Annotated in this window: 37 protein-coding genes and 1 pseudogene; 31 read left to right on the forward strand and 7 right to left on the reverse strand. The window is 45.7% G+C overall.

Annotated features, from left to right (window positions below; all coding sequences use genetic code 11):
• Positions 1-2: 2 nt before the first annotated feature.
• Positions 3-236: pseudogene (locus DY231_RS24430) on the reverse strand (IS1-like element transposase); the annotation flags it as partial.
• Between the two features lie 128 nt (positions 237-364).
• Here DY231_RS24430 and DY231_RS24435 point away from each other — a divergent pair.
• From DY231_RS24435 to DY231_RS24560, 25 genes are all read left to right on the forward strand, one after another.
• Entirely contained in the window at positions 365-724 is a 360-nt protein-coding gene (locus DY231_RS24435; protein WP_166672008.1) for a hypothetical protein, read from the forward strand.
• Between the two features lie 399 nt (positions 725-1,123).
• The gene (locus DY231_RS24445; RefSeq protein WP_134187289.1) at positions 1,124-1,525 is read left to right on the forward strand and encodes a hypothetical protein; all 402 of its coding nucleotides are present in this window, start codon (positions 1,124-1,126) and stop codon (positions 1,523-1,525) included.
• 346 nt (positions 1,526-1,871) lie between these two features.
• Positions 1,872-2,699, forward strand: a complete 828-nt coding sequence (locus DY231_RS24450; RefSeq protein WP_115632087.1) for a hypothetical protein — start codon at positions 1,872-1,874, stop codon at positions 2,697-2,699.
• 322 nt (positions 2,700-3,021) lie between these two features.
• Positions 3,022-3,180: a type I toxin-antitoxin system Hok/Gef family toxin gene (locus tag DY231_RS24455; RefSeq protein WP_115632182.1), complete on the forward strand. Its 159-nt coding sequence runs from the start codon at positions 3,022-3,024 to the stop codon at positions 3,178-3,180.
• A 621-nt stretch (positions 3,181-3,801) separates the two neighbouring features.
• Positions 3,802-6,228 (forward strand): phosphoadenosine phosphosulfate reductase domain-containing protein, encoded by a 2,427-nt coding sequence (locus DY231_RS24460; RefSeq protein ID WP_115632088.1) that lies wholly within the window; start codon positions 3,802-3,804, stop codon positions 6,226-6,228.
• A gap of 107 nt (positions 6,229-6,335) precedes the next feature.
• Positions 6,336-6,542, forward strand: a complete 207-nt coding sequence (locus DY231_RS24465) for a hypothetical protein (RefSeq protein WP_115632089.1) — start codon at positions 6,336-6,338, stop codon at positions 6,540-6,542.
• A gap of 71 nt (positions 6,543-6,613) precedes the next feature.
• On the forward strand, positions 6,614-6,802 hold the full coding sequence (locus DY231_RS24470) for a hypothetical protein (RefSeq protein WP_115632090.1): 189 nt from the start codon (positions 6,614-6,616) through the stop codon (positions 6,800-6,802).
• Positions 6,803-6,925: 123 nt separating this feature from the next.
• Positions 6,926-7,132 (forward strand): hypothetical protein, encoded by a 207-nt coding sequence (locus DY231_RS24475; protein WP_115632091.1) that lies wholly within the window; start codon positions 6,926-6,928, stop codon positions 7,130-7,132.
• 110 nt (positions 7,133-7,242) lie between these two features.
• Complete coding sequence (locus DY231_RS24480; RefSeq protein ID WP_134187336.1) at positions 7,243-7,488, forward strand: hypothetical protein; 246 nt, start codon at positions 7,243-7,245, stop codon at positions 7,486-7,488.
• Positions 7,489-7,724: 236 nt separating this feature from the next.
• The gene (locus tag DY231_RS24485; protein ID WP_115632093.1) at positions 7,725-8,078 is read left to right on the forward strand and encodes a hypothetical protein; all 354 of its coding nucleotides are present in this window, start codon (positions 7,725-7,727) and stop codon (positions 8,076-8,078) included.
• Positions 8,079-8,197: 119 nt separating this feature from the next.
• Positions 8,198-8,737 (forward strand): hypothetical protein, encoded by a 540-nt coding sequence (locus DY231_RS24490; protein WP_115632094.1) that lies wholly within the window; start codon positions 8,198-8,200, stop codon positions 8,735-8,737.
• Between the two features lie 54 nt (positions 8,738-8,791).
• Positions 8,792-9,301 (forward strand): hypothetical protein, encoded by a 510-nt coding sequence (locus DY231_RS24495; RefSeq protein WP_115632095.1) that lies wholly within the window; start codon positions 8,792-8,794, stop codon positions 9,299-9,301.
• Between the two features lie 294 nt (positions 9,302-9,595).
• A complete protein-coding gene (locus DY231_RS24500; RefSeq protein WP_115632096.1) occupies positions 9,596-10,321 on the forward strand; it encodes a hypothetical protein in 726 nt (241 codons plus the stop codon).
• Between the two features lie 133 nt (positions 10,322-10,454).
• On the forward strand, positions 10,455-10,784 hold the full coding sequence (locus tag DY231_RS25570) for a DUF957 domain-containing protein (RefSeq protein ID WP_115632097.1): 330 nt from the start codon (positions 10,455-10,457) through the stop codon (positions 10,782-10,784).
• A complete protein-coding gene (locus DY231_RS24510; protein WP_115632098.1) occupies positions 10,777-11,451 on the forward strand; it encodes a hypothetical protein in 675 nt (224 codons plus the stop codon). The genes DY231_RS25570 and DY231_RS24510 overlap by 8 nt, the downstream gene beginning before the upstream one ends.
• Before the next feature lie 39 nt (positions 11,452-11,490).
• A complete protein-coding gene (locus DY231_RS24515) occupies positions 11,491-11,865 on the forward strand; it encodes a hypothetical protein (RefSeq protein WP_115632099.1) in 375 nt (124 codons plus the stop codon).
• A 24-nt stretch (positions 11,866-11,889) separates the two neighbouring features.
• Positions 11,890-12,180 (forward strand): hypothetical protein, encoded by a 291-nt coding sequence (locus DY231_RS24520; RefSeq protein ID WP_174977368.1) that lies wholly within the window; start codon positions 11,890-11,892, stop codon positions 12,178-12,180.
• Between the two features lie 339 nt (positions 12,181-12,519).
• The gene (locus tag DY231_RS24530) at positions 12,520-12,732 is read left to right on the forward strand and encodes a hypothetical protein (RefSeq protein ID WP_115632101.1); all 213 of its coding nucleotides are present in this window, start codon (positions 12,520-12,522) and stop codon (positions 12,730-12,732) included.
• A gap of 364 nt (positions 12,733-13,096) precedes the next feature.
• Positions 13,097-13,375, forward strand: coding sequence for a hypothetical protein (locus tag DY231_RS24535; RefSeq protein WP_115632102.1), 279 nt, complete (start codon positions 13,097-13,099; stop codon positions 13,373-13,375).
• A gap of 41 nt (positions 13,376-13,416) precedes the next feature.
• Positions 13,417-13,653, forward strand: a complete 237-nt coding sequence (locus tag DY231_RS24540) for a hypothetical protein (RefSeq protein ID WP_115632103.1) — start codon at positions 13,417-13,419, stop codon at positions 13,651-13,653.
• Positions 13,654-13,729: 76 nt separating this feature from the next.
• Positions 13,730-14,248, forward strand: a complete 519-nt coding sequence (locus DY231_RS24545) for a DUF262 domain-containing protein (protein ID WP_115632104.1) — start codon at positions 13,730-13,732, stop codon at positions 14,246-14,248.
• Positions 14,249-14,640: 392 nt separating this feature from the next.
• A complete protein-coding gene (locus tag DY231_RS24550) occupies positions 14,641-15,321 on the forward strand; it encodes a hypothetical protein (protein WP_115632105.1) in 681 nt (226 codons plus the stop codon).
• A complete protein-coding gene (locus DY231_RS25270) occupies positions 15,314-15,460 on the forward strand; it encodes a hypothetical protein (RefSeq protein ID WP_172588753.1) in 147 nt (48 codons plus the stop codon). Before DY231_RS24550 ends, DY231_RS25270 begins: the two co-directional genes overlap by 8 nt.
• A gap of 5 nt (positions 15,461-15,465) precedes the next feature.
• Complete coding sequence (locus DY231_RS24555; RefSeq protein ID WP_115632106.1) at positions 15,466-15,723, forward strand: hypothetical protein; 258 nt, start codon at positions 15,466-15,468, stop codon at positions 15,721-15,723.
• 271 nt (positions 15,724-15,994) lie between these two features.
• Positions 15,995-16,399, forward strand: a complete 405-nt coding sequence (locus DY231_RS24560) for a hypothetical protein (protein ID WP_115632107.1) — start codon at positions 15,995-15,997, stop codon at positions 16,397-16,399.
• Between the two features lie 103 nt (positions 16,400-16,502).
• Here DY231_RS24560 and DY231_RS24565 read toward each other — a convergent pair whose 3' ends face one another.
• Both DY231_RS24565 and DY231_RS24570 read right to left on the reverse strand, forming a co-directional pair.
• Positions 16,503-16,823: a type II toxin-antitoxin system RelE/ParE family toxin gene (locus DY231_RS24565; RefSeq protein WP_115632183.1), complete on the reverse strand. Its 321-nt coding sequence runs from the start codon at positions 16,821-16,823 to the stop codon at positions 16,503-16,505.
• 5 nt (positions 16,824-16,828) lie between these two features.
• A complete protein-coding gene (locus tag DY231_RS24570) occupies positions 16,829-17,059 on the reverse strand; it encodes a type II toxin-antitoxin system Phd/YefM family antitoxin (RefSeq protein ID WP_115632108.1) in 231 nt (76 codons plus the stop codon).
• 215 nt (positions 17,060-17,274) lie between these two features.
• Between DY231_RS24570 and DY231_RS24575 the strand changes: the two genes are divergently transcribed.
• Entirely contained in the window at positions 17,275-17,697 is a 423-nt protein-coding gene (locus DY231_RS24575) for a hypothetical protein (RefSeq protein WP_115632109.1), read from the forward strand.
• 2 nt (positions 17,698-17,699) lie between these two features.
• A complete protein-coding gene (locus DY231_RS24580) occupies positions 17,700-17,936 on the forward strand; it encodes a hypothetical protein (RefSeq protein ID WP_256682734.1) in 237 nt (78 codons plus the stop codon).
• 5 nt (positions 17,937-17,941) lie between these two features.
• Here the strand turns inward: DY231_RS24580 and DY231_RS24585 are convergent, their stop codons facing one another.
• Positions 17,942-18,193: a hypothetical protein gene (locus DY231_RS24585; RefSeq protein WP_115632111.1), complete on the reverse strand. Its 252-nt coding sequence runs from the start codon at positions 18,191-18,193 to the stop codon at positions 17,942-17,944.
• Positions 18,194-18,623: 430 nt separating this feature from the next.
• On the opposite strand from DY231_RS24585, the gene DY231_RS24590 reads away from it, so the two are divergent.
• The 4 genes from DY231_RS24590 to DY231_RS24605 all read left to right on the forward strand — a co-directional run bounded on the left by DY231_RS24590 (position 18,624) and on the right by DY231_RS24605 (position 20,106).
• Positions 18,624-18,821, forward strand: a complete 198-nt coding sequence (locus DY231_RS24590) for a hypothetical protein (RefSeq protein WP_115632112.1) — start codon at positions 18,624-18,626, stop codon at positions 18,819-18,821.
• Positions 18,811-19,134 carry a chromosome segregation protein ParM gene (locus DY231_RS24595; RefSeq protein ID WP_115632113.1) on the forward strand — a complete coding sequence of 108 codons (324 nt, stop codon included), beginning with the start codon at positions 18,811-18,813 and terminating at the stop codon, positions 19,132-19,134. Before DY231_RS24590 ends, DY231_RS24595 begins: the two co-directional genes overlap by 11 nt.
• Positions 19,135-19,468: 334 nt before the next feature.
• Positions 19,469-19,762, forward strand: coding sequence for a hypothetical protein (locus tag DY231_RS24600; protein WP_115632114.1), 294 nt, complete (start codon positions 19,469-19,471; stop codon positions 19,760-19,762).
• A complete protein-coding gene (locus DY231_RS24605) occupies positions 19,762-20,106 on the forward strand; it encodes a hypothetical protein (RefSeq protein ID WP_115632115.1) in 345 nt (114 codons plus the stop codon). Before DY231_RS24600 ends, DY231_RS24605 begins: the two co-directional genes overlap by 1 nt.
• 1 nt (position 20,107) lies before the next feature.
• On the opposite strand, the gene DY231_RS24610 is transcribed toward DY231_RS24605, so the two are convergent.
• The 3 genes from DY231_RS24610 to DY231_RS24620 are packed head-to-tail and all read right to left on the reverse strand — an operon-like array spanning position 20,108 to position 22,685.
• Positions 20,108-20,830 carry a nuclease-related domain-containing protein gene (locus tag DY231_RS24610; RefSeq protein ID WP_172588754.1) on the reverse strand — a complete coding sequence of 241 codons (723 nt, stop codon included), beginning with the start codon at positions 20,828-20,830 and terminating at the stop codon, positions 20,108-20,110.
• A gap of 16 nt (positions 20,831-20,846) precedes the next feature.
• On the reverse strand, positions 20,847-22,004 hold the full coding sequence (locus DY231_RS24615) for a S49 family peptidase (RefSeq protein WP_115632117.1): 1,158 nt from the start codon (positions 22,002-22,004) through the stop codon (positions 20,847-20,849).
• Between the two features lie 9 nt (positions 22,005-22,013).
• Positions 22,014-22,685 carry an IncC plasmid conjugative DNA transfer DtrJ family protein gene (locus DY231_RS24620; protein WP_115632118.1) on the reverse strand — a complete coding sequence of 224 codons (672 nt, stop codon included), beginning with the start codon at positions 22,683-22,685 and terminating at the stop codon, positions 22,014-22,016.
• Position 22,686: the final 1 nt, after the last annotated feature.

Genomic DNA, 22,686 nt, shown 5'->3' on the forward strand with positions numbered 1-22,686 from the left:
AAATTGATACTGATAGGTAGCGCTCGAGCGGTGTCACGTATGCCCGGATTGTTCATTGCAAGATCGACAAATTGTTTTTTCATTCCGGGCTGACAGGCACGATAGGCATAGTCGAGCTGGAAAGTACGGCGGTAAAACTGTCAGCGGTAGTGCTGATGCCCGGTTTTACCCTGACCATGTTTTTAAACGGATTCGGTCTGCTCACAAAAAGGGCATTTTACGTCAACTTTAGCCATCAAATGCACTCTGATAAAGAGTGATTTTATAATACAATCAAAACCTTGAACACTTGAACCGTGGGGGCTGCTCAGAAACAGAGTTGGTATAATAAAAACTTAAACCCAAATTTTGTAAGGAGAGCATGATGTTTATCTTTGAAGAAAGAACATTTTTAACCGGAGAAGTATCCGATGAGGAGTTAAACGATGAGGATATTGAATACATAAAGGGTATGAGAGGGGATTACCCCGAGTTGTCACACTGGAGCAATGCAGGTGTATATTTTGCTTTTGGATCATATTCTCAGGACATTTATGCAGTAGGTTGGTTATATGGCGTAAAAAGCCGAGATAATGGATTTCTCGCGTACTGTTATGTTTGTCAGTTATGCCCGGACTTTGATTTCGGCGGCACAGGCTTGTACGATACTGACACCTGGGAACTAGGTGAACAGCAGCCCTGGAACAATGAGAAAATACTACGTCCTTCATGGGCATGTCGTTAATTTAAACCTGAAATGTTTACACTTCTGGTTTAGACCGAGAAAAGTTACTTTTACAATTCCTGAAGACATTCATTCAGGCGTCCCTGGAGAATGAGTTACCATTAATTAGCATGGTCGCGACAGGGGTTAGGCGTGGTAAATCTCGTCACTTCGATTGCCACTTAATGAGGCAAAAATTGAACACTGAACTCTCTGACGATGATATTAAATATCTTTCAGTTCTGTTTGAACGTTTAGGTGCCGTACATAGTGAGTTTGAATATTGCCAGACTATTTTCGCATCTTCACCTGACCGAGTAGAGCAATTAAAGCAGGATGCGGCCGCAGTTATCAACATGCAAGATCGTATTGAACTTTGGGTAACCGGTACGCCCCCAATAAAACGATTCTAGTTCTCGTGTGCTGAAGCACATCTTTAAAAGCGAAAAATCAACGATGAGATTAAATATAATTGCTCCATTAGTGATGCTCCTGACTTCTATTGGTATCCATGCCGAGCCTATTAAGACGGTGAACATACGCACTTTTATGGAAGGTGATAGTTCATTAATTGTACAGGATGTGAAGTCGGATTGTAGATATAACGTCAGCGTTACAACTAAGTTTGTTGATGTTAAGACCTGGTTTGGCGTCACCATACCCAGACAACAAGCGTGGACTATGGTTGTAGATCAGAAAAGCTGTACCGGAATTTACCAGGATGTGAATATGCAAATTGTTCCCGAAAACAAAGCTCTCACACTCCCTGTTAAAGCGGGAACAGTTTTTTATATTTATCCGGAGTGGAATGCATTCGATTAAGTAAAATTTTAGCGTTTCATAAACTGATTTAGATGCCCCTCAAACCTTCCACCAGCTAAAAAACAAACAAACGGGAAGTAATCCTTTGCGTCAGAGCTGACCATTCCCGTTAGCCTTCAGTTTGGCAATGCAGGAAAAGTAACTTTTTGGGGAAACTGATTTTTCCAGGTGTCACGCAAAGTAAAATATCTGTCCTTATTAATCTGAATGCCTGAGTGAGTTAATAATTACCACTCAGCTTAGGCATAAAATAATTAGTATGAATTTTCATAGACCCTATTAGGTATTCCGGGAGGCAGGTTAATATATTCGTACAAATCCGGTAAATACTTTAAAGGAATTCATCATGGCTGATAATCATACTGAAGCATCGTTTTTAATCCCGTGCAGTAAAGAGCAGGCTATGTTAGGAATTGAAGCAATTAATTTTGTTTCCAGTGCGACCGAAGAAGAAAAACATATTCTTTTGAATAAGCAAGAAGCTGAAAGAACGTTGCTGGAAAAACTGGTAATGGCACTGGTTGAATATTGTATGGAGCAAACCTGCTCATACCCTGGCAACGAAAATAATTCATGGGTTGAACAGGAGTTATATCTTCAGTTAGGCACTGAAATTGATTGCGATGGGCTGAATATTTTCTCAGAAGTAGACATTGACCTGAATCATGCGGTTATCTTCACAGAAACCTTCCTTAAGCTGATGGATCTGCCTCATCTGGTGGAAATCAGTGCTGCTCATACCTGCTCTAGCGCAAGAATTAACGAATTCGCGGGTACACTGATCATGGTTTCAAAAGACCAAATCCGTTATCTCAATTGGGAGGAGTTTGCCCGACTTGAACGTGAGGCACATGAAGCTCAGGTTCAGTACAGTCTGTGTGAAGTGATGCATTACAGCGGGGAAAGCTCCAGTAAACAACAGTTCCTGATGACCTCCAAAGCGACTGAATCAGCCTCGGGGAAGGTTATGGACATTCTCATGACCTTTTCTGAGGATGGTGTGGATTATGACGGTCTTATCGTGACCAGCACAGAAGAGAATGACAGTTGCTGTCTCCATGCAGTCCACGCGCTTACGCCTTCAGAGTATGCAGTTTTGGCAAAATACATCCCTAAGGCAGAGGATGTGTATGCCGCAGCTCTCGCTCAGATCAAGGGCGATGATAAAGCTTAACTGCCGGGATTCCGGCGTTACAGCCGGATTGCCGGTGCAGTCAAACGGCAGTCTCATCCTGAATTTTTGATGAAGCAATGCTTACCGCAATAGTCGTTAATCGGTTGTTTCGTACAGATTAGTTGTCAGGAAAATCGCAGGGTGGGGTATAATGAACTCGGCGCTGGAGGCTTTTGCCCCAGCCAGTTGTTTCACTGATTGTCTGTGGCAGAAAGCAGAAAGCCCCGAAAAGCTAATTTTAATTAACTTAACGAGGCCACCTGTGAAAACTAGACACTTACACAGTAGCTTCATACCCGCAGAAATGCAAGGGAGCATGAACATGAAACAGCCACGACAAACTGTTATCTGGTGCCTATTGATAGTGTGTCTCACACTACTGATATTCACCGGTTTAACCCGCAGTAAGCTCTGCGAACTGCGTTTTAAAGACGGTAACAGAGAAGTGGCTGCAACATTGGCATACGAACCCGGTAAGTAGCTGAGCGGCGGGGATTCGTTCCCCGCCAATCTGATGCTGAATATGTCAGTTGCCAACAGCGCCTTTTTGAATGGGTTTCTCTGCTTGCAGAGGAACCCATTTACCCTTGGTTGATAAGGCTTCCTCAGTCACTCCAGCTTAACTTGAGTATAATATATGAGCCAGGATTTCGAACGCCGGGAACCAGACGCCCTTGAATTGCTAAACAAAGAATCAATTACTGTTGAAGAGGCTGATGCAGCAATCGACAGATGTGTCTGAGTCCTGAATTTAGCAAACGGGAAGGTCACTTTTGATACGCCCTAGGTGCTCGATGCTTCAGTTCCGTTGCACCCTGATAAAGAACATTGCGCCTTATCCCTGAATTCAGACATTGTGAACTGTTTCCCCGTTAATATTAAATATTATACCTGCGCCATATAATTATCATGATGCTTGAGTTGTGAAACTTTCGTATTACTTCGCCGTTTCTCTCGCTAATAACTATGATAATAGTTCACTAACTTTAATAATGTTCGCAAGTTATATTTAATTGATAAATTTATTGCCTTCTGGGTTATTAACCTTTTAAATATGTGTGTCATCATCTTTATATCTCCAGTCTGAATCAGGAATGATTTTATGTTTACCGATAACTCGGTAGTTGATATTTACGACCCTGTAATGCAACAGGCTAACTCCAGCTATTCCCGGAATATTATTTCTGGTGATAAATGGGATTCCGTCTGGCATGCACTCGCGAATGATACTGACCTGAATTATACCGATAAACACGAACCCGTGAGTATGGCGACTCTGATCACCGAGGCCACGTCTGGTATTTATAAAGCGATTACGGATGGCTGGACGATGAGCGTTGGTTTTAGCTCTGGTAAGGACAGCACCGTGGTTCTCCATCTCTTCCTGATGGCGCTGGTCAGAGCGGTGCGCAATGGTACTAACGTCAGCCAGCACCACTTTATCCAGATGAGCAATACGCAGGTCGAGAACCCGGAAATCCATTACCTGGCGACTAACGTACTGGGACACCTACAGAGCTTCATTGATAAGCACAATCTGCCGGTGACTATTCTGGTCGCAACCCCCTCAATGACGCAGGGCTGGGTAGGCCGAATTCTGACCGGAAGAGGTTTGCCATCCTGGAGCAATTCCGGCTCCAGGCAGTGTACCTTTGACTTAAAAATCACACCCTTACGTAAAGCGAAAGCCCGATACATTAAAGGTCTCCCTGATGTTTGCCGCAAGAAAGTTTGCCTGATGCTTGGCTCCCGTGACGATGAAAGCTCATCCCGCGCCGCCAGCATCGCCAGAATGGGTGGGGATGCGACATCCGTAAGGCACACTGCTGAAGGAGGCGAACTTTATCCCATCAAATCCTGGACTACGCAGCAGGTCTGGTCATTCCTGACGGAAAGTGGGTCGGCAAAAAACTTTCTGCTTCCGAGCTTCCAGGAGAACAATTTTGCCATTGCCACGCTTTATAAAGATGCAACGGGCGAGTGTGTCTGGAGTGCTAAAACATCATCAAAATCAAACGGATGCGGTTCCCGCTTTGGCTGCTTTAGCTGCCAGGCGGTCAGTGAAGACCGCTCCATGACGGCACTGATTGCCAACGATCCCGACCGCTATGGCTATCAGGAAGGTTTAAATCGGCTGCAACGGTATCTGACTAAAATTCGCTTTGACTGGAGCAAGCGTAACTACATTGGGCGCACGTTGTTTACCGGAGGGTACATCCGACTCCAGCCAGACGTATTTTCATCTGCGGTGACAGAGCGTCTTTTTCACGTCTGCTGCTCACTTGATTTCGCTGAAGCGAAACGGGCTGAGGCCGTGCGCGAAAAGTTACTTTCCGGGGCGATTGAAAACACACCTCACAACCGAAGAATGTCAAAACCCCAGTTCCGTATTGTTGAGGAAACTAACGTCATCCACGTTGATTTCCTGTGGTCTATCCATTGCTTCAACCCTGAGCCGTTCCGCGCAGTCGCCATCTACAGAAAGGTCTGGGAAGAGGGCGTTCTTGATTTGCTTGATGATGAGCCTGAAATGGAGGCTGTTCCGCGCACCCCGTTGCCTAAAGCTGACTGGTTGCGAATCCCTGGGTCGATTGCAACACGCAGCCATGACGGACTCAGTGATCCGCTGGCAGTGATGGCCTATTTTGATGGTGAGCATGATGCTCGGGCTGCAAGGGCGATTAACACCCCCTCTGGCAAGATGATGGTCGCTTCGTTTGCTGAAGAGGATGAGGTCATGGTCGATGAAGATGCGGCTTCGTTCATTATCTGGAATGAATATGATCAACTCCGCCAGCGTGTTGAGTCGGGTGAGTTTACTCCATGCAGCGCAGCGCAGTATTACCTGCGTTACGGCGTGGTAAGTCTGGCTAAAGGTAAAGGGAGCCTGTTCCATCGACTGGCACAGCGTGGGCAGCTCTATCAGCGAATGGGGCTGTCGGACACGATCCCCCTGCAAACGATGCTGGCAGACCCTCGTCATAAAATCATGACCGATCACGATTATCGTTTACTGGCTGGACGCAAGATTCGCGGAGCGGTTAAGAAGCTACGTTTCTGGACATGTTTTGCGCTTCTTGTTGACCTTCACATCGAGCACCAGACAGCAGTCGGAGAATGGATTATCCGCGCACTGCAACAGGAGGAGAATGTTCGGCAGGATTCTGCGGTTATTTCCGACAAGAACCATATGCTTGACGGTATCTTTTCAGTCTGCAACCTCCGACTTCAGTGGGTCGAAGACCATAACGGGCTGTCCCCGGCAACCCGGCAGTATTTTCGGTACATCCGACAGAAAACACTCGCCTATATCAGGGACTGTATCGCCGCAGGTAAAAAGGATGCTCTTTATGGTGTGATGTGGGAACTGCGGTTACTGGCTGGCAATAAGCGTCAGGCAACCAGCTCTGTTACGGGTTTTCAATGGCTGGATAACGAACTTCCGAAGCCGCAAGGTATTGCCAGCCGGATGCTGAAATCTTACCTCCGCGTGATCATCAAATGTCATGAAGAGGCGGACTCGCGATAACTCAAAATAACCACCAGCCAACCCCTCCGTATTTCGTATCTAACCGAAAGTTGAGGGGAGGAGCCCTGTGATTTAATAAAGGCCGATAAACACAACCGGAGTAGCAAATGAAAAACAAATTACCCACGTTAGTCCAGAGTTTAATTTTTACGGCAATTTTAATTGCTGGTCTGTACTTCTTCAGTGATTTCTTTGCAGATATGACAACCCCAGTCATCTTCGCATGGGTTGTTGGTTTCCTGGTCGTGACCGCAGCCTTTGGTCACCTCGTTGATAAACGTGCCCAGGCCCGGAAGTCTCCACCGGCTCACTGATAATCAACCCTGGCGGAACGGCTGATTCGTCAGGGCAACAAACGGGATGAAACAGATTGATGGGGAACGTAATGAACACAATAACCATTTTTAATACTCGCTTCTCCAACCGTGCAGAGGCTGAGGATGCAGGCGAACTTTATTCAGTCGATGTTGAGTCTAACGTATCAGTTAATGATGTCTGCACCATCAGCGATGCTGTAGTCAATGTGCTAAAGGCAAACAATGGCGTGAAATGCCAGTTTGTTAATCCGCAATAAACTATCGCTGGGTCAAACAGCCGACTCTGGCTGTGATGCTCCCGTATAACGCAAACGGGAAAGGAATTAACGCTAATTAACGCAACACCGGAATATCCCGGCTATCTAACTAAGGACTAAAGAATGTGTAGAGAACGTGATGAAGAAATGAAAGCTCTGGGTCTGTACGATGCTCAACGTTTCAAAGATATTGAAAGTGCCAAAGCTGCGGGTGAGTACCACGAGATCCGTGTTGAAGCTGACATGACCGCCAATGATATTCAGCTTCTGGTTGATACCACCGCTAAAGTTCTGGGTCATACCTTTGGCGTGACTGTCGTTGGGATGTGACCGCTCAGGCTCTTCCGCTACAGCTTCAGTGGTGTAGCGGAAGAAAATTTGCATGAATGCACCAGGGGGCAGAGATTAAAGCACTCCCTATCTTTAAGGAAATTCAGACCATGACGGCAGTTATAATTTCTGAATTAGAAAATGGCTCATTCAAAGCAGAGGATGGCACGTATCTCTATTCCTACATGCCTGGCGAGTCCGTGGTCTGGCGCTGGCGAGGCAGTTACAGCAAGACTGATGGTAGTCTTCACCACAAAGAAAGGGGTTGGGATTCATTATCAGAAGACGAATACCGTCAGATTGTCTCCCAATGGGATGCATTAACCGTAGATCCGCGAATCGAACTACGAGGGTGACAACGCAGGGATCACGCTCCCGTCAATAAAGGCAGAGTTTAAAATCTCTGCCTTATTTTTTAACGAAGAAAAGTAACTTTTTATATTACCGTAGAAATCTAATTCCTGCCCCGTACGCAGGTTTGGTCATGACTGAGCCACAAATTAAAATATCCAAAGAAATATCCACTGACCCTATTAGCATTTTTGCGAGATGAGTTAGCATCTTTTTATCAAACCCAGAGATGGAATAACTCATGTCTACTATTGCTGATCTTCAACAATACTCACAATTGCCTGACTCTATTAAGGTGATTGCCCGGAAAAATTGCCTGAGTACGGAAAACGCGTATTTCCGGCTGGCCTGTCAGTCACTTAAACAAAAGTCCTCATCCAATATTCATCAGGTTGTGAATGACCCCTTTCACATTACCAAACTGGTATCCCGGCTTGCCTGGCTGAAGCGTCTGACCACTGACGTCCCGTATTTTGAGAAATGCATTGAAGAAAACCTGTGCATGTTCTCACCCTCCGGTGATTTGTACCTGTTTACACAAAAATGCTTCGCCAGTGATTTATTCCATCAGCCTGTAGAAGGCGCTGTCCAGTAATGGAAAGAGATCGGGCAGGGAGTCGGTCTGGATCGCCCCTCAAAATCGTCTCTTAACGGAAAAGACGCGGCTGGCCTGTGTTGTACCATTGAATTTCTAAACCTGATAACGGAGAAAGTATGAGCCATCCTGAGGCAATTCCAAATGATGTCACCCCATTCCACATGACGGAAGAGCAGCAGTGCCAGGCCATCAGGGACCGAATCCATATGGTCGTGAATGGCTACCGTAATACCGTTCCACCAACACATATCACCAGAAAGAAATACCGTATCCGTTTTCTTCCTGTATCGCTGATCGCCGCTTGTCTTGCCGTGGGCTTCTCGGAGCGGGAAATTATTAACGTCCATCTGTACTTTCTTATCGCTGTACCTGTCCTGGGTTATTACGTTTTCAAACAGGTGCAATCCGGGGATGGATTCATTCATGTGACACCCGGTGAAAAATTCTGGCGTAACGACATCATTTCGGACGCTGATATCCTGCTCCTGAGTGAGAACGTGCATATTCGGGACTGGCTCAACAGGACGCTAAATGAAACCCATCGTTTGACGTACACCCTGCTGGCAGAGAAAGGGTATCGAATCGAATGGCTGGTCAGAGACGAGCGTATTATTTATGAAAAAAAACGTATCCGGCAGGTTATCAATAATGCATAACCCTGGCCGAGCTTCATTATTGAGTGAAATTATGACACCTGTTAAGGGATGAATATGCAACACGAAAAACCGACAGCTACTGAAGTTGAAACCACTCTTGCAATGATCACCAATACGGTCGACAGCTATCGCAGCAAAGTTCCTGCCACTCACTTCGAAAAGGGGTGGTATCAATGGGATCTGACTACCCAGATTATCTTTTATGTGTTTGTAATCGTATGCTTTTTTGGCAATGACATGGGTGATGCTGTCGTTGGCGGGGTCCTGGCTTCGCTCATCGTGTACGCCATTTACGGTCAGTTCCGGGGCGGGACCAAACTAAGGATTGTGACCTGGAGACCAGGCTATGCGTTTTGGGTGGGCGATAATATTTCTGATGCTGATCTGGTTTATTTAGGCCAGAACCGATTTATCAAAGAGTGGTTAATCAACCGCTTAAAAAATTCAACCGTACCGACTTATACGCAACTTAATAACGCGACTGACTCCATCACCAATATCATCAGCGGGCACCGCAAGAGTGCTGAGCTCAAACGGATTCAACGTGTGATAAGTTCGAACTGACAGGCCCTCTTGCCGGAGAGAGGGGAAGCTTTGACGTATCTCTCTCCGGGCAGGCTTCAGCTTCATGGTGAGTGAAGCGGTTTCGTGTACCTGTGATCACTCCAGGAAAACTCATTCAGAATGCATTCGGGAAGAAAATATTCGGTCAGATTATATGTGGTTATTAATATAAATAAAGCCTGAGTCCGGAGTTATATTTATCAAAAGAAATCTATAAATAATTTCCAATACCCTATTAGCTATTTTCGAACACCTGGTATGATTTACTTATATTGAACAGCCGGGGTAGAGAAAATGAATTTAACAAAACAAAACTTTCAAAAAATGGTGTCTGATTTAATTGATGCTGGTGCATATTGCATTAGTCTCGACTCACCCCCTGGCCTTTGCGTTCTTGAATTGACCTGGTTTGATATCAACGGAAATTATAAGAGCTGTCTTGTTTGCAAGTCTTCTACTAATGAGGGCCGTAGTGGTCAAAGTATTCGTTACGGACGCTGGTTAGATGAGTCGAAGCTATTGAAAGCTGATCTGATTCTGCCAACCGTGGAAATGTCCGCAACGGACATGCTTGAGCTGTGCAAACTGGTGCTCACCAACGTGTCCCGGTCCTGTGAAAATATTTATAAAGCGCCATCGCAGAGCGACAGGGCAATTATTATGAAAGGCACGATGAAGCGTTTGGGTGACTATGAGTACACACGGGAAACCGCAAAGTGGCTAGCCCGCATTTTACCACTGGATGGCTGTTACCCAATTTCAAGTTTTAAAGAGAGTGCAAGCATTGCCATTGCTGATATCAACCGTTTATTAGCCCCATCTGACCTCAACAAGGTGCGTGAAGACAAGCTGGCAGAAGCGCGCAAATTATCGCAAGAACTGAGCCACCTTATTGGAAGCCTTGTCGATACCTACAGTGATGTGTCTCATTGTGGCTCCAGCCATGCCAAAAATACGTTTCTGGGGTTGGTTGAACGTTCGAACAACCTCTCCAAAGGCATCATGAAAGCACGTTTGTAGAAGGCTGATAGGTCGGGGGGAAACCCCGGCTTAATGGCCTGTCCTGCGCCCCGGACGTAAAGTTACTTTTTGGAATAACAGCAGGATTTATAACTTTCAGTACGTTAACGAATTAAATAAACAGGAAGATGATATGAAACTAGAGTCAACTATTCAGGGGTTAGAAATTATGGAGTCCTGGCTTGAGGACAACATAAATTGTGGTACGGATATTATTTTCGACAATGACGAAGATAATACCGATTCTGAAAAAGCCCTTCCTTCCATTCAGAACGCCCTGGCTGTTCTGAATGCGCTGGACAAAGTAAACCTCAATAATTGCCTGCATTGTGCGCAACTCATTCAGGAATCGACGGCTCGTGGTGAAGTGGCTGATCCCGGCATGACCGCGCAACTGGTCGCGTCTTTGCTGGCGATTAACGGAGTGAAGACATCCCAGAGTGAGGAGTTGACTCATGGTTAGCGAACACGACAGCTTGATCACCAATGCGATGCTCAGTTCACTTGAGGGATACGCAAGCCTTATCCTCGACTCGGTTGAATTTGAGCTCAAACGTGAATTGACGCAGGAAGAGGCCCAGGTCGTTTACCTGAAGGTTAAGCATGCTGTTGAATTAGCATCAACCGTTCCAGCAAACGGCGTTGACAATACGCTTCGTGAGGCAGTTCGACAGGCCCCCACCACGAAGCTGGAAGGGTTACCTCCTGAATGGGCCGCTTACTTAAGAACAGTAACGCCGTTGCAGGTGGCATATCTGATTGCTGATCGAGACCAGTTGATGATTAAGGTGGAAGAACTGGAAGAGAACCAGCAGAAAATCGAATCCAAATCAGCATTTTCTGACGAGAAGCTTAAGGAGATTGAGCGGCACCGCGACAACTCACTGCTGGGGCATTTACCCGCTGACCTGGCGAGAGAATTACGCCAGACCCGAAGTCGACTGGGTAATTATTACAGCCTGCTTAAACGTGCCGATGAATCAGAAGCACGGGTCAGGCAACTCGAGTTACCCGTGAAACTTCCGGCAGGTTGTGAAATTAATGGCTTCACGATGCTCATTGAAGCTGAAGTTGTAGCCAGACTACAGGAATCAGGCATTCAGACTGTAATTTACAAAGGTGTCAAATAATTGATTTGCCAGGATATAACCAATGAGGGTGGCTAAATAATGTCTGTAAATTTAAAGAAAGGGCTGGCGTATCTTTCGCTTAACGCAGTATCCCTGGTAGCGATTCTGACGATTTGGGCAGTCTTAATGAATAATTCGATTATCAGATCAGAATGGTTTTACTGGCGAGCGGGACTTCTGGTTGTAATCGGACAGATGATTTTATTTTCCCTTTTTATTAAGGAGTTCAATAAACCTTTGTTTGGTGCTGCTCTGGCGTTCGCACCCATTGTTTTGTGGATTATCTATTTCGGATTCAAGAGCTATTTATATTGGCATATGGACGCAGATGCCGTTAGCAACTTACATATGCCTTTTATCGGCGGTATTGGAGAATCTGTGGTTGTCGGGCTATTCATTATTTCGGATGAGTAACAGAAATAAGGGGCAGGGCATTTTATGGATACCGATGAGCTTAAACAGCGGATAGCTGCTGGCGATTCAGCCTATATGTTGCTGGATGACGCGATGCCGAGAGCTGAAAGTCGTTTTAATCGTGCGGCTGATAACCTGGCGAAATTGCTTAAGGAGATTCGTGAGCATTTCCCTGATGCGCGATTTTATACCTCGGGAGGTGATGGGTTTTGTCTTGTGCTTGGGGATACACATTCCGGTGAGGCTGAAATCCCTAACCATGAACTCGCCGCGTTGCAGTCATCCACGCTGAAGGTTATGGGGGGCGACTGGTAAGGCACCGATTCCGCAAACACTGAAAAGAGGAGGAGTGGCGTTGAAATTAACGCGGACTCAGAAGGAACTTCTTAGACGGCTGGAGGCCGGAGAGAAGATAGAACGGGGGGCTCACGACCAGTTCCGCTGGAATGCTGACGGTAAGACGTGTTCCCGGACGGCGAGGAGACTGCATTCAGCCAGGTTGATTAGGTGCATTTTCACCACGACAGGTATGAGTGATGTGCAACTTACTGAGGCGGGAATCCGGGTGCTGGAAGCAGACGGAAGAAAAATATCTTAACCTGGGGTTGCAGGTATTGGTCGTGACGGTAGTGAGCTGGAAGAAAAGGAAAGCATATGGCGAGACTTAGCTTTGAGAAAAGGGCGTTGTTACTCAGGACTGTGGAAGCATTTTCAGTAATGTACGGCGACTGGGAAACATTATCAGCCGAAGAAACACAGGAACGAATAGGGGGTGGCGACATCATGGTTGCAGGTTTAGCTCACGTAACAGGATTTAAAGAAGAAGAAATTATTAGTGCAGCAGTGCGCCAGGCGAAGAAGCGGTAATTTTTAAGCTTTTGTTAAAAGCAAAGTAGTCATTTCATAGAGGCTGTTTTTTATCTGGTATTAATGAAATAACACACGACTTGTATTTAAGTTTCGATTATTCATCTCGCCACTGCCAGCAAACAGCGGCACATTATTAATGTTATCCCTCGGGATTTCACATTTAAACCTGTTCAATTACCTTTGGGCATCAGTGAAAAAGAAGTAATTTTTTTTCTGATGCCCTATTAGGTTTTTTCCATTTCGGGTTAATTTAATTCCATGGTGAACAACCAGGCAAGTGTGAATTGTTTAGATATAAATCACCCTACTGTATTTAACCCCGCACATAAACCATGCGGGGCTTTCCTCAGGACCTAATGCTATGCCCAAAAAACTGACAATGGCTCAGATTTACACGCTCAGACGGATTAAGTCGGGTACGAAATACCAGCTGGACGGGCGCAAAAAAAAGGGCCGGGAGCTGCGGTATAACGTGTTCAGCCGGGTTTATGAAGGCATGAATTGTTCAAGCATTCCGGTTCTGTTCAGGTCAGGGCTCATCAAATTCACAACTGATACGAAGGTTGCGGATTCATTGTTTCACAGTGTTGAGCTGACTGATGCCGGGAGACAAACGCTGGAAGAAAGCAAAGAACGTTAAATTTTACGACTGGCCGCGATACAACTTTTATGGAGCTCATCATGATTAAGAAAGCTGATCCAATTGCAAACTTTAACCCAGAAATCATCTATCTGGTGTCTGGTCGTGTTTCCGGGGAAGACGATGATATCGCGATGCTTGTTGAGGCGGATTCGCAGGGTGAGGCAGAAGATAAGTTTACACAGGAACTGCAACGCATCTGGGATGATTCGTCTGCCACGGTTTTGGTCATCTCCAGTCAGCATTTCAGCACTGCTTTTACGCAGCGAGTACGGTGAAGATTGCCAGCATGGTAGCCAGGTGCAGAGCCAGGTTATCGAGCTGGGGTTATTGAGGGGAATACAGGGGAGAGTTATGGAACACAGGCTTACAGGGCTTCAGCGCTTCAGTCCAGCAGTCAGCATTATCCAGATAGACAGTTATATCCACTGGATGGCGCATGGGGCGCTTAGCTTTGATGCGGAGTATCAACGTGAATACGTTTGGGGGCATGCCGAGCAACAGGCATTTCTGGCAACAGCGGCATCAGGTTTCCCGCTTGGACATGTGGCTCTTTGCCGCTTGCCCGACTGGGGCAACATTGATGGACCGTATATTGAAGTCGTGGACGGCAAGCAGCGGCTTGTGACTATGAAGCTGTTCGTGAATGACCAGATAGCTTTCTGTCATCAGGGTAAAGAATTCTATTGGTCTGATCTTAACCGCACTGAACGGCGGATTTTCACTAATGCCTCGCTCCCGGCAATCAAGCTGGATGACGCGAACTTAAGACAGAGGCTGGAGTTTTTCTACACAACAAATTTTACAGGCGTTCCTCAGAGCTGTGACCACAAACGCCGCGTGAGTGAAATGCTGCATGCAGCAGGAAAGTAACTTTTCGAATACTTCTGACCACACCGCAACAAATTATGGAGAGTTATTCATGAAAGCATACGGGAAGTCATATTCTGTACAAGGTTGTACTTGCGCACTGTGCCGCTCACGTGGATACAGAAAAGGTAATGGCTACGGTGATGCTCTTCGTGCCAGTAAACACCGCGCCAGGCAGCAGGCTAAACGGGAAATCAGTCGGCTTCTTCCTGTGTAAGATGTTGGCGCAGGGGGTGATAACGATGCGGGGATATTGTTTCTGTTTAAATCCGACCAGGCTGAAGTGATAAAACTTATATGACAGCTTATATCCCTCCGTTACAGCGCGACGATATCGACCGTAGACGTTTTTCACGGTCACCCAAAAATACCTCGTTTCAGTGAGGCCAAGTATCATGACAATTGAAAACGCATCATTCATCGAGCGAGTACTCCAATACTCACGCGACCTGAAAAAAGCCGCCGAGCATTACATGGCTATCGCCAATAAAGACGTGCCTTATTACGATAAGGCTATGGCCCGCCAGCCGTTCGATAAACTTTTGGCACCGTCCGACCTTACGTTAATGATTGATTTGCTCCACGCTCAAAATACAGAGCTGGAGCAGTACCGTAGCGCGGCTAAAACAGCTGTAGCGTGGACTGACTCAGAAGAGTTAAGGGATGCGGGTAATAGTGGGTGCGGGTATTTATTCCCTATTGGCGGTACTGCGAATAAGTTTGCTGACCCACGCCGCCAGGTAATGCTCTATCAAGGGCCGAGCATTCCCACGCCGGAGCTTCCAATCTATCAACTCAGGGATTGGCACTGGTACGATGCTGAAAAGCGCATTTACGAAGAAGTCACCGAGGCTGGGGGCGAGGGCCGCATTGTTTACGCTGCACCACCAGCGCCACCGCCAGCCCTTCCTGTTTATCAATATCGTATCCGCAACAGCTATAACGGGCAGGCTTCAGCCTGGCAGACCATCAACCGTGATCAGGTAGATTTTGTGCTGAAGGCCCAACCGATTAACGCAGAGTTTCAAATAATCAGTGCGGCTGAATACGCCGCCGAGGAAAAGCAAAGTGACTGACGAAATTAAGACGTGTGAAGGCTGCGGCAACGAAGAGCCAGAGCGAATTGAAACTTGCCCACACTGCGGAGCTGATAAGTGCGACCTGTGCGATATGGGCGATAACGTTGAATGTGGCAATTGCCCGGATGAGGGTTAACACTGATGGCAAAACTAACCAAAGCGGAACAGAAGTGGCTGGATGATATGCAGGCGGTATTAAACCGTTGTCCGTCTAAGCGCCTGGGCTTTTACACCATGGGTGATTACAGCGTACACGTCTTTAACCTCGCTCAGTTTGATGAGGTTTGTGCGTTGATGGATAAGGGCAAACACGATTTTCACCAGGCGACCAAAGCCACTGACGCAGATTTTTATGAATCGCTGGAATTTCCGGCTCAAGTTCAAAGCACAGCTGGCTAGACGAATACCTGTTGGAAAGATTTCAAACCATGCTACGTATCCAAATATTGTAACTCCTACTGCATACCTTAAGCGCTGGACAGAGCTGGGAGTTTGTCTAAAACTTATAAAAATAATATATGGTGGTTTAAATATGTGAATACTTAATGGGGGCTGTAGAATAAAGATGTATTACAGTCATTATTTAGCTTGCTGAAATAGTGACAGAACTAAATTGAATTGTTGATTTTGTGGTATAGCTTCGCTGAATGTACATACTAAGGGGTATGCAATGAAACTGAGAATTTTGTTATTCCTTGCTTTATCAGGGTGTAATAGCACACCTAATGGCAGTAACAACTTTAATATCCAACAGTTCACTGAAGTATCAAAAATATCCATGTACAAGCTTAACAGAACCCGACCTATTGATTATAAAAGTGAAATGCCCCTGAAAGGACTGGAGGATATATGTTCTCAGTTTAACTTCTCTCCTGAAGAGGAGAAAACCACGATAATGAATTTACTGGCTGAGGCAAATTATAACGATCCAATGTTCGCAAATTTAGGCCAGGGCGAAGACTGGACCAAAACGAGAAACCGGGTTTCACTTCGTCAGGCCGATTTAGCTTACCAGGTTTGCTTGAATGCTTACCAGGCCAAAACCGGAATGAAAACTGAGGTTATAAAAATGTGAACATTAGAGCTTTACGACAGCCCCGAGTCGAATAAAAGTACCTTTTCAAAATGTTTATCTTGTTTTTATTCATCTTGTACTCCGTTCATTTAGCAGAAAATGATTAAACGTAGATCAGTCGTCTGAACAGAAGTTGCTGAATATCCTGACGTTGTGACATCACGGCATGGACTGTTATAACGCTGTCGTCCAACGAATACAAAACTCTATATCCATCGGGTGTATTACATTCCCGATATTTTGCGCAGCCGATTTTAAGCAGTTCCGGGCAGACCTGACATCCCAATGGAAACTTCCGTACTTTACTTTCGAAGTGATCGAGAACCGCAGGGATCACACTGGACGGGTCAACATCAAGCCTTCTCAGATGACTCACTATCTCTTCAAGGCTCACCCTGGCAGTAAGGGTGTACTGGATGGTAATTGAACTCACAGGAGGCCAGCCAGTAACTCGTCTTTTGAGAAAAGTTTGCCATCGGCTTTATCTTTCTCAGAAAGGGTAAGCAGCTTGAGTAATGCTATGGCGTTCTCACGTTCCTGCTGAGCATCGTATGACTCAATTACATACGCGGGTACGCCATTCTGCGTAACCAGAATAGGTTCAGCCAGGTCTAGCGTTGCGGCGTTTTTCTTAACATAACTAATTGTTTCGACTTTCATGACAAACCTCATACTTAGGTTGAGGTTTAAATATAGTCTAAATGAAGTCTTTGGACAATGGTGAACTAACGGCGCTTTCCGCCTTAAATCAGAGCAATTCGCTCAAATAATTTTGTGATAAATCCGCAACCCCCATTGCTATGTACCTAAAATAAGGTACATTCATTTTAAGGGATGGCTATCGAGCCGCCCACTTTATGCCTCAGGGGGCTAAAATGATGACTTCCACAGTTAATAATTTACTTTCTAATGGGTTTTCACCCGTACGCTGCCCGGCAACTCAAGTGGTCATGCCAAATATGACCCGTAATTTTGATGGATTTCATATCAGTTACGCCCGTAGCATTCAGCACTATGGCAGTGATACTACGGCCATTGTTTTGCAGGGCAGGGTTTTCTTGCTTCTCAATGGCTATCACGCTGATGTGCTGAGTGAGGCTGCTGAGCGAAGCGGTATTCATGGCTGCATTGATATCTTTATCGAGCGAATCGGTCAGGCTAACAAATTAAGTGAACATCGTATGGCTGCGGGAATCGATAACGATCTCTTTGAACTGGCCCCTACGGTGCTTGACGTGATTGGACAGGATTATATGGACCGGCTTATGCAGGCGGTAACCAATGAAACGGAAGAATAATATTGGAATATGACAAGAAGGCGGCTTTAAAGCTCGCAGGGCATGCACTTTTCGGGGAGCGGTGGCAAACCGAACTGGGACGCGAATTGGGTCTGTCAGATGGCAGACGCATTCGCCAGTGGCTCTCTGGCGACCGAAATATCCCCGAAGGTGTCATGAAGGATATTTCCCGACTCCTGGCCGAAAAGAAACTGGAAATTGAGCGGGTAATTGCAGGGTTCCCGCAGATCCCCGACTGATGCTATTACCCCCAGGCTACATATGAAAACGCCGCCAGAGAACATAATCCGCAGACAAAAAACCAGTTGCGACGTTCTTTGCAGTGAGCCTTGCTCTGCGGGGTTTTCGCTCCTCTTTTTAAATCCTCATCGGTATAACGTTCACCAGCCCTATCCGTCGTTTCAGGATGAAGGAACTTAACCATCAAGAAGCATTTGATTGCCAGTGCGAGAAAGCCCACTTTTAACGCTATATCAATGATATTAACAAAGTCCATGATTACTCATTCTTGACGTTAAACGTTTAATTTAGGCCGTAAGTATATGACAAGCCCGACATTGATTCTATGGATTCAGGAATGGTTTATATGAACTTCTGATTTCAAATGTCAGGTCTGTTTCCTTTAAAGAACTCCGTCACTGCCTGGCCTACCCAATCACCTCGTTTCGCAGGTATACAATAAAAGCTGGCGATGGCATCACCTGATAATCAGTATCGTGAGAGAACTCAGGTTCAACGGTCAAACACATGTTCGATTATTAATTTAACCCGCCAATATATTAAACCCCGGACGGAATCGAAAGTAACGTCACACCCGTCACTTCTATAAATACCCCTTCATTTTCCGTCTGTAACTCCCTTAGGATTTTAAGCCTCAATGATATTCTGTTGCTCATACAGAAAAGCTAATAACAGGCGAGGTATATATGTGCGCTACTAAAAATATCAGCCGACAAAATGGTGACTCACTATTTGATGCCATTTTCTCAGACCTGACGTCATTCCGGGAAATTGAATATCGCCGGATGGTCCAGAAAGAAAATGTCACCATGCCTGGTTGCGGTCGAACTATTACTGAAGAAAAAGTAACTTTCGATAAAGCGGGGCAGTTGAATGCAGCGTAATCATCCTGCGGTCATGGCGCCCATCCCGGAAACGGCCAGACGCCTGTCATCCATACAGAGTGATGTTTTGTTTGTCCTCTACGGCATCGAGCAGAGAGTCAATATCAGCCAGATTCATGCAACCAGAATACGGGCCTTATTGAATAACAACCGGAGAAGTGATGTGCATGCATCTAATTTCAGGTGTTCGTGTCGCACCCTTTCTTCCCGTGAATTGCTGACCCTCGTACATGACGAAAAATTCAGGCTGCTGTTGTCCCTCACTGAAAAGGGCAGAGCCATGGCAGCAACCTTAGCCGAGGGCCAGCAGTGATCAGCATTATGGGTTTGAGGCAGAGGTAGGGATGTCCAGCTATGGCTGTAAATCAGGAAAGTTACTTTTTACCCACAAAATCGGACTGGACAGATGCATGCGGGAAAATGATATGTCGGGGTTTTAATGTAATCCCTGGGGGCGGCGGCAGTTTTATAACGGTGGTTCGAATCCGTAGTTAGGTGGATAACCTTAGGATTATGCTTCTCTTTTCCCTAAAGGTTGAAAGCAGAAACGGTATGGTTACTGTGTGGATTTGTTCACTTTCTTCCCATGAGCCTATTAGGTATTTCAGGATTCGCGTTACAATAAATACATTACTAAGGAGGTTCACATGGATTTTTTCATCATCAAAGATTTGGTACTGCTTTGCATCGGTATTGCGTTGCTGATTTTTTTCACGCTGAAAAAAGACAAGCCCCGCAAAGTGACGCCAGCAGTGAAGCCGGTAATCAGTACTACGAAGGAAGCTATGACGCAGAGTGAGAGAAATCGGGCTATCCGTAAGCAAGCATTAGATGATTTGAATGACCCTTGCGATGTTTCTTGCCCTTACAATGTTGTCTCGCCTTTAAATCCTCTCAACCCTCTCAACCCTCTCAACCCTCTCAACACAATGGATGAGTGATGGAAAGAAAGACGGTTTTTATCTCACCAGCCATAGTTCCGTACCGCCGTCCAAAAGGTGATCTGGACGGACGGTACAATTCACAGGCTTATACAATGGTCAGTGAGTGGGTAGGTTACTGCCAGGCAAGCAAGTATGAAATCCTGCCTGACAACGCAGCCAAGCCCGTTCAGCTACATTACCGCAGTAAGGGGCTCAGGTTTCAGCTTTTGCTGGTAGCTGATGGTTTCCCACAAGAGGGGGCAATCCCGACAGATATTTATCTTTTGCCTGGTATGCCACTGTATGACGCCATGCTCAACATGCAGCTTGGCTGGCAGTCGATCCCTGAATTAAATCCGTAAATTAACGGTACTTAGTTTTTTTTCCTCCCAGATAATTCAGTATCCGACCATATATTTTTACAAACATAAACGTCACCAGATACGTAAGTTTCATGCTCTGGTTAAAGCGCTTATTCAGGCTATTAATGTGAGTGAGATCCGTTATCAGCCCAGGAGTTAAGCGCCTGCTGATAATTTTATTCCTGATAAAAGTAACTTTCTCAGGATGGATGATACTCATGTCCTGTCTACGCTTTATGTTGTCCTCCATCTCCTTCATGCCCATGCATAGCCACTCAGGTTTATCGCCCTTGAATTTGCAGGGGCCATTGATCAGTACAACGTTTACACACTCAAGCTCAGGGTCATCCATGATGTGCCTGATGCCATGTATATGGGCTTCGTTCTGACGGAAGGGATTGTTCAGTTGGAGTCTATTTTTGTGTCTAAATTTCAACCATTTCTTTTCATTTATATCCCCGATAAGTGTGCCAACATAGTTCTTTTCCTCAATGACATAGAGGCCGTGAGTTGTCACCAGCACATGATCAATTTGAGTGGTTCGTCCACGAGGCATAAGCACGGTGACATCGCTAAAAAGACCCGCCTTGTCATCAGGAAGAAGTCGGGCAATCATCCCGGCCGTTTTCCGCTCCTTCATATCGTTTTTAATCATTTCCAGTAGACAGAAAATGACTGCGATAAGTAGGGCTACACAGACGCACAGTGCGATATTGAACAACATCCCTGTATCCATTGGTTTATCTCATTGTTGGGGTGCTGGTGGACGAACTGGACTCAATACCGGCCAGGGTGTTGTTGACGTATTCCAGTGATGAAGCAAGGGAAGCGAACATGCCCAAAGCCGAACGCAGGTTTCGCTGGGCCTCGTTGTACACTTTAAATTTATCTGTACCGTAAAGCGTGGATAATCTCTCCCGCAGCTCGACCGTGGTAACGTCAGCATCAATCAACCCGTACTTGATGGCCGTGGGTGTCATCCAGATTTTGCCAGAGTACAAGCCAATCGATTGGGCCTCTTCGGGACTCACAATTTTTCCTTTTCGACCGGCCTCGACATCCGAGATAAATGATTTATGCATGCCATCAAGGATTTCATCCTGCATGAACTCCCGGGTAGTGGCGGTCAGGGGGCGGTAGGGATCAAGAGCATTTTTGAATTCACCGGCAATCAGTGTTTCGTTTCTGACACCTACGGTATCCATAACCTTCGATACATCCCAGTGCTCCATTCTTACCCCGATGCTGCCTATAAGGGCATTGGAATCAGCATAGATAGCATCAGCTGCGGAGGCTGCGTAATAGCATGCAGATGCGCAGATGGTTTTAACACTGACGATGACCGGCTTATATGCAGTTCGGTCATCGACATTAAATTGCCCCACACCTGAACCCAAAATAGAAAGTACATTTTTTTTGACCGCAGCAACTTTGCTTAAATCTGGAGAGGGGTCATTGCTGGTGGACGGAAAACCGCCTGCATTAATTAGCTTAATCTGGCCTTTGGGATTGTGTAGTTCCTGAAGCTTACGATAAATCAGAATGGCATCAGATGGGCCGCCACCGCCTGACTCCGCCTCAATAAGTACAGCCCGTACGTTCGGGTTGTTGTAAGCTTTGGAAATGGCTTGCGCTATTTCAACCCCATCACCGGTGCGGGAGCCGGAGCCCATCTCTCCCGTTATTTTAATGACAGCTATATGAGTCCTGTTTCCTTCAGTCTCCATGTAATTGTCATACAGGTTATAAAAAGAAAACCCAACAGCAATAACGGCCACACCAGTCATGACCATTTTTGACGCTGCTGTTATTTTAAACATGCGAAAAAAGCGATCTGCCTGTGAATTAAAAGATTCGTTAAATGTCGCTGGTGGTTTAGTACTTTTCTTTTTGAACATACTTTTGCCTTACATGAGTTTCTGATAATTGGACCACAACCTGTTGAGAGCGATCCCGAGAATGAATAATGCCAATGGTGGAAATAATTGCGCAATGTTATTAAATAACGACATGTTAGGCATCAATAAGTAAATAAGTGTCAGCCAACCTATCAGCCAGAACCCTTTCAACCAGACTCTGTAAAACTGAATCGTGACATTACCAAACACATACCTTTTCAGTTTCCATTGATACATTCCATCAATTATCAATGCAGCAATGAACGGAAGAAAAACAAAGAGCCAGCCCAGAACCAAGTGCCAGCGATAAATTGACTGAAAAACTAAAAGCGGAATGTTTTTAGCTGCGGTATAAAAAAATGACATAAACATACCCGCTGCTAAATTAAATCCCTTTTCACTTTGCTCTATATCCTTAACCTCGGGCACAAGCACTCTATTGAGGTATTCAACCATGCCAAGATCATTTGCTAAGTAGTTAAATGTCAATTCAGCATTTTTAGTTACGGCTTGCCACTGCTCTGTAGGGATGATGGATTTGCTCGAAACTATTTCATCCCTGATCTGGTTGCTCAGTTCGTTAGTATCTTGTATGAACAAACTGTAGCCAAGATAAAATAAAAGACCAAGGTAGATAAACGATTTGAAAATTAGTTTTCTCTGGCTATTTGAGTCTGCCATC

The organism is Buttiauxella agrestis, from assembly GCF_900446255.1.
Lineage (GTDB): Bacteria > Pseudomonadota > Gammaproteobacteria > Enterobacterales > Enterobacteriaceae > Buttiauxella > Buttiauxella agrestis.